Consider the following 4,216-nt stretch of genomic DNA (forward strand, 5'->3'; position numbering starts at 1 on the left):
TGGGAGGACTTGGCGAGGATTTCTGGGTCGATGCGGTTGCCCTCGGCGTCCACCCGAGCACGCATCAGCGCATCAGATACGTCCAGCGGGTTAAGCCTGTTGCCGCGGCCGGGCCCGATGCTGATAGCCGCGCCACCATAGGAGCGTGCGAAGCGGGCCCAGTCGCTCTTGGCGTCCACGGCAGCGACCTTGTAGCCCAGCGGGATGGAGCGCATGGTCAGCGCGCAGGTCGTGTTTGTCTTTCCCGATCCGATCTCACCAACAACCAGGATGTTCGGATTGGTGATGAGCCCGTCGCGGTACAGCTCGAAAGGAGAAAAGGTGAAGGGTGCCCCGGTGCCGAGGTTGGTGCCCAGGAACGTGCCCTTATGAGTCAAGGGTGCTTGCGCCAGGAACGGGTATGCCACTGATGCGGTCGCGGTTGAGATCCGCAGACTCGGAAGTGTGAACCGTGAGCGGTCACGTCCCTTTCGGGCGAATTCCGACACCGGTGCGCCTGGGTTTGTCCATGTCGAGGGTTGGATCGGGGCCGTGTTCTTGCGGCGGCGCAGGGCAGGCAGCGTGATGCTCATGCGATCACCTCGATGCCAAGCGGTAGTGCTGCGGCGGTGAATGCCTGCAGTTGCTGCCCGTAGACGCGGCGCAGGTCCAGACTCGCCTGGGTCGCAGCGGCGTGAATGGAGGTGACATCAGCTTCGAGTGCATCAAGAGTGGACGCGGTGACGGTGATCATGCCCACCAGCCCGACCTCAGCATGACCGGCGAGCAGTTCGGATTCCCGGGTCAGGACGTCGTCGAGTTCCTTGGAATCGGCGAGGGTCTCAATGCGACCGAGTTTGTCCTTCAGCCACGAGCTCTGCACGATCTCCGAGTGCTTGGCACGGATGGCACTTTCGGACTGGGCGCGAGTGAACGGCTTGTAGAACAACGACAGGGTGCGGTTCACTCCGGAGGGGAAGATCACTGGCCACAGCACGTCAGCAGCGACATGGGCGCGCGGCCATTCCGCGACCCACAGCACGGCATGGAACGCGCCGTCGGTGCGGAGGTAGTCCCATTCCTCGCGACCTGCAGTCGGGCCACATACGGCCGGGTCGACCCCCTGGCCAGGTTGAATCGTGAACGTCGAGGCTGGGTCGTATGCGATGCGCACAACTTCGCCAAGTCGCCGCGGGGACAACTCATCGACGATCGACAATCCAGCCGAAGGCAGCAGACGTGCTAGGAGCGCGTACTCCTGACGCCAGGCCTCGATCAACCCAGCCATCTGCCCGCCAGCAGCCTTGATACGTGACGAGGCGGCGGCCCGATCCACGGTGATGGCGAGGAATGTCTGGTGCCGGTCAGCGCCGCCACGTAGATCACCGACCAGATCACGGTAGGCATCGGCAAGGGTCAGCTGCGTGGGCTCGGTCGTTAGGTGGGCGTCGGTATATGCCGATAACTCTGAGCCGTCGTCGGGGATCGAACGCTCAAGGAGCTGGATCTGGCGGATCGCGCCGGTGCGTGTCGCGGCAGCCAGCACGCGCCCCCATCCGGCGACGCGACTGTTGCGGTCGACCGGATCGCGTAGCAGGAATTCAGGGCTGGTGACCTCGGCAACGGCGGTGATGGTGCCTTGATGTGGATGAAACAGGTAGCCGACGGCATCGAGTTCGTGCACCTGTACGCACGCCGTTCGACCCGGCAGCAGGCCTACCCCCTTGTCTACAGTTGGGTGCTGGCCAATCGAGCCGACATGCAATGGCTTGGCGAACGTCGTGTTTCCGCGGCGCATCCGCAATGCGTGCGACGTGCGCGTTGCAAGCCAGGCGTAACCTGGCCGTCCCTCCACGGTCGAGGTGGCCAGGATTACCAAGGCGATCACGCCGCCCAGAGCAAGCCCGCGCATTGGCCCCGGGAAGGTCCCGGTGAACAGGGCGAGCACCAGCATCATCACGGCAACCGCGAGCAGCGCTACTTGGCCCCCGCGAAGGCCCATCACAATGCCCGGACGTGGGCGACGCGGGAATGCGACGGTGACGTCTCGATCCTCAATGGCAGCTGTTGGCATATCGGCTCCTCGTTCGAACGATCACTAGTGGTGGTTGAGCGTGATGTCAGTCGATGCGAGTTCAGTCGACACGATGGGAGTCGGGCGCCCCGAAGCTGGAAGGTCCATCTGAGGGCGGGTTCGCCGAACTAACGAGCCCCTCGGCGGTTGACGTGGCCTTGCTGGCGGCTTGGGCGCCGGCTTTCTTCGCCGCCGCTGCACCCAGCACCACGGCTGCGCCGACTCCGGCCGTCGCGGCACCGGCCGCGGCAGCGGTCCCGGCGGTAGCCGCCGATCCAGCTCCTGCGGCTGAAGCTCCGGCTCCAGCTGTCGGTGCCGCCGATGCTCCACCGGCGGCGGACACAGGTGGGGGAGCTGGGCCACCGATCGGCAGTCCCGGTGCTGCATTCCCGCCACCGCTAGGTCGATTTGATGGCCCGGCGACAACTGCGCCTTGCGAACGCTGCGCAGCGGATGGCTCATGCGGTATTGCCGCGTTGGGACCCGAGCCACTAGTAGCGGTGGGGGAGCGGAACTTCTCGCCAGCGGTGCGCATCGCGTTTACTCCGGATTTGCCCATCTGCATCCCGTAGTAGCCCGTGCTGGCTGCACGACTAGGGCTGGAGGGGACGCCAGCCGGTCTGGTTGCGACGCTGCCCATGAATGAGAACAGGCTGTATGCCAAGAGTGGCGACAATAGTGCGCCCATTCCAAGAATCAGTCCGGCGCCGGCATTGACGAACGCCTGCGCGGTGCTTGCGTTCTTGGAGTTCGCGAATAGCGACACTGATAGTGCTAGCAGGATCGCGATCGGGACTTTGGCGAATAGCAGGGCGAACATGGCGGTTGCCCACTTGGTGAACCACACGCGGGTGGGGCTCATCACCAGTCCTGCGAACGCGAATGGCGATAGTACGAACAGCACGACAGCGCCGGCCATACAGAACAGCAGCACGAAGAACACCGTGCCCATCCCGAACAGCAGCAGCGCAGCAATCAGTGGAGCCATCAGTCCTAGGCCTTCGTAGATTGGGTTCGTTCCGACGCCTGCTAGTAGGCGCATGGACTGCGCCAAGTCGGGAGTTGCCGTCGCGACGATTCCTTCAGCAAGGGAAGTAAATCCAGCGGCGAGGACGGGCAACAGCAGGGCTGCGGCTTGCGGGCCCAGGATCGCGAGCACGATCCCGGGGAACGCCTGGAGCAGGTACTTGTTGGACTGTGCCAGCATCGAGCGGAACGCTGCCAGGATCAGCAGGATTGTTGCTAGGCCAACCGATAGGCCGGTGGTGATGCGCCAGATGCTTCCGACAGCCTCGGTGCTGAAGTCGACTGTGGTGATCTGGAACAGTTGTGTGTACATGCCGCTGGTCAGTTGAGCCAGGGAGTCGGACAGCAGCGACATCAGCGTGCGCAGGATCATTCCTAGGGGATCAAGTGTGGTGAACAGCCCGTGGAAGACGTTGTCGAAGAACAGGTCCATGGCGATGGATCCGTGTGAGCGCGACGGCCGCTATGCGGCGGTCGTCGCCCAGCCTTGAACGATGCCGACAATCGCCGGGGCCCCGACACACACGATCGCGGCGAACAGAGCAGCGAACATGCCACCCATCCACCGCGAGGCATTCTGCGGACTCATGCCCTTGGATCCCATGTAGCCAAAAGCGCACACGATCAGCACAATCGTCGCAAGCGCAGTGCCGTATACCTGCACGCTCTTGGCGAGTTCATCCATGAAGTTCTGGTACGGCATCGTCAATGCCGCGGGTACGGCAGCAATGGTTGGCATGAAGAGCTCCGATCAGTTCAGTGGCGAGGGTGATTCCCCTCCACCTACATCAACGGCGCGAAGCCCTGCGGTTCCTCGCATTCACCGCGTTACCCGACCAAATCCAGTCAGGTAGGCCTGATCCCAGGCGTCACCAAAGTCGCGAATACGGACGCCCACATCAGGATTGGCTGCTTCGGCGATCTGCACATGCGCACCATTCACCGCCACCACGATCGCGACATGGTGCACGTCTCCACCGAACCAGAACACCAGATCGCCAGGTGCGAGGGCGCTGCGGGGGATTCGTTGAGTCTGATTCCACTGCGTGAACGAGTAGTCCACCAAGCTCACGCCTGCAGCGCGCCAGGCAAACGCTGTGAGTCCTGAGCAGTCGAAATCCACAGGACCGTTCCCCT

Annotated in this window: 5 protein-coding genes; all 5 read right to left on the minus strand. The window is 63.3% G+C overall.

Going from position 1 to position 4,216, the window contains the following annotated elements:
• Nucleotides 1-572 (minus strand): hypothetical protein (locus Q8M73_08670; GenBank protein MDP2288619.1); only part of this gene is annotated, 572 nt, incomplete at its 3' end.
• Nucleotides 569-2,053 (minus strand): hypothetical protein, encoded by a 1,485-nt coding sequence (locus Q8M73_08675; protein ID MDP2288620.1) that lies wholly within the window; start codon nucleotides 2,051-2,053, stop codon nucleotides 569-571. The genes Q8M73_08670 and Q8M73_08675, both read right to left, overlap by 4 nt.
• 61 nt (nucleotides 2,054-2,114) lie before the next feature.
• The gene (locus tag Q8M73_08680) at nucleotides 2,115-3,512 is read right to left on the minus strand and encodes a hypothetical protein (protein MDP2288621.1); all 1,398 of its coding nucleotides are present in this window, start codon (nucleotides 3,510-3,512) and stop codon (nucleotides 2,115-2,117) included.
• Nucleotides 3,513-3,542: 30 nt separating this feature from the next.
• Nucleotides 3,543-3,818, minus strand: a complete 276-nt coding sequence (locus Q8M73_08685) for a hypothetical protein (protein ID MDP2288622.1) — start codon at nucleotides 3,816-3,818, stop codon at nucleotides 3,543-3,545.
• An 81-nt stretch (nucleotides 3,819-3,899) separates the two neighbouring features.
• A partial coding sequence (locus Q8M73_08690; GenBank protein ID MDP2288623.1) for an NlpC/P60 family protein occupies nucleotides 3,900-4,216 on the minus strand: 317 nt, incomplete at its 5' end.

Source organism: Actinomycetota bacterium, from assembly GCA_030684515.1.
GTDB lineage: Bacteria > Actinomycetota > Actinomycetes > S36-B12 > S36-B12 > UBA11398.

Coding starts and splice junctions, on each gene's coding strand:
- Q8M73_08675 (MDP2288620.1), bottom strand. CDS start 2,053: ATGCCAACAGCTGCCATTGAGGATCGAGACGTCACCGTCGCATTCCCG.
- Q8M73_08680 (MDP2288621.1), bottom strand. CDS start 3,512: ATGGACCTGTTCTTCGACAACGTCTTCCACGGGCTGTTCACCACACTT.
- Q8M73_08685 (MDP2288622.1), bottom strand. CDS start 3,818: ATGCCAACCATTGCTGCCGTACCCGCGGCATTGACGATGCCGTACCAG.